The following is a 1,232-nucleotide window of genomic DNA, read 5'->3' as shown; positions in this document are numbered from 1 at the left end:
GAGCCGCAGCCACAGCCTTCGCGGCCGTCTCCGCCGCTTCCTTCGCGATGTCACGGACATCCTCCACCCGGGCAGCACCCTCAGCGATACGCTCATCCGCCTCCCAAACCGCCGCCACCAGCTGATCAATCCGCTCCCGCACAGCAGCGTGCTCAGCGCTAGCGGACTGCACCCGCGCCGCCGCGTCAGCACGCTGAGCACGCAACGCATCCCGCGCAGCACCCTCGCCCTCGCCCGCGTCCTGGTCTCGCAGAAGCGCCGCCTGCTCCCGGGCCCCTATCAAAACCGCCTGTTTCTCAACCAGATCCCGCCGAGCCGCATCGAGTTCAGCATTCAACTCCTCCTGCCGCCGCCTCGCCTCCGCCAGTTCTCCCTCCGCCACCGTCAACTTCTCAGCTTGCCGCTGAGCATGCCCGACACTCACCTCGGCCGAGGCAGTCTCATCCGCCGCCGCCGTGAGCAACGCATCGGTCTCAGCGGAATCAGCCGCCGTGACCGTGCTCGCCGGCGCCTCCAGCACGGGCGCATCCACCATGCTGTAAACCTGGGTCAGCTTCTCACCAGCCGCCGCGATCGTCGCCCGCGCCTGGGCCACCTTCGCAGCCTGCTCGGACTCCCGCATCCGTCCCAAATCCGGCAACGGCTCCGCACGAAACCGCGCCGTCTCCGCACGCAGATGCACCCATTGAGGACTCAACCCAGGCAACCCCGGCGGCAAGGAAACATCAGACGGGCCCTGCCCCGACGGCCACTCACCCCTGCGCGTCGTCTCCCAAGCGCCCTGCGAATAGTCAGGACGCAACATGAAGAGCTCATCCAAATACCCACCCGAAACCATGGAGGCAAACCCATTGGTCTCCGGACCGAACCACACGATCCCCCGCGTCCAGAGCACCTCAACACCCGACGCCTCATCCAGCGCCTGCGCGAACTCCTCCGAGACCCCACAGGCATACAACCGGATCGCCCTCTTCCCGTACATCCTCCCTCGAATTAAACTAGCCAAATCCCAGGCATTCGCACTCTCGCCGCCGATAAGAACTCCTCCGCGCCCATCACCTTTCGCCACCACCGCCAACACGCCATCCTCAACCGGCAAATTACGTGCGACAGCAATAAGCTCCTCGCCCAAATCAGACGGCGACATCATAATCCCCGCCGGAATCCCGACTACGCCGGAAGCCAGCACCTGCTCAGACACAGGCGCCGACACAGGCGGCGGCAAGGGAACG

1 pseudogene is annotated in these 1,232 nt (G+C 65.6%); it reads right to left on the bottom strand.

From position 1 onward, the window contains the following. Positions 1-1,201: pseudogene (locus ACWDKQ_RS36275) on the bottom strand (hypothetical protein); the annotation flags it as partial. Positions 1,202-1,232: the final 31 nt, after the last annotated feature.

This window comes from Saccharopolyspora sp. NPDC000995 (assembly GCF_053599315.1).
This window is presented reverse-complemented; position numbering and strand designations above follow the sequence as displayed.